The sequence below is a fragment of the Streptococcus sp. KR genome (genome assembly GCF_002238115.1).
GTDB lineage: Bacteria > Bacillota > Bacilli > Lactobacillales > Streptococcaceae > Streptococcus.
In genome coordinates this window covers 1-386 of the sequence record NZ_NGVM01000176.1, presented here as the reverse complement: position 1 = coordinate 386, position 386 = coordinate 1, and the positions used below count along the sequence as shown (strand labels likewise).

The 386-nt window shown below is 34.7% G+C and carries 1 protein-coding gene; it reads right to left on the bottom strand.

The annotated features are described in order from the left end of the window. Positions 1–147: 147 nt before the first annotated feature. Positions 148–386 (bottom strand): hypothetical protein (locus tag CBI42_RS13030; RefSeq protein WP_218822071.1); only part of this gene is annotated, 239 nt, incomplete at its 5' end.

Here is a 386-nt window from a genome sequence, read left to right as displayed (position 1 = left end):
CATAAAAGCAGCTCCGGTTTGAGCTTCGACTGGTAAAAATTTTGTAATATTAGGTTGATTGGCTAAATCTGCAAAAGTGAAATAGCCATTATATAAAGTTGTTAATTGTTTCGTATCTGCCATATTCATTTTATTCATCTCCTACACCTATAAATGAAGTAAACCAGATTGAAACCATTGACCGTCATTAATTTTCGTGAACATAACGTTTGGCTGGTTAATCGGCTTTACTTCGTTTAGAGTATTAGTATCATCAATGTTTATAATCTTGTACAAAGCGTTCTGAGGGATGTACGGTGGTAAATCACTAAAGACGGTAAAAATATTGCCCGTCTGTGTCCATCCGTTTTCTTTTTTGTCAAGCTGAGATTGAAGATTTGCAATAG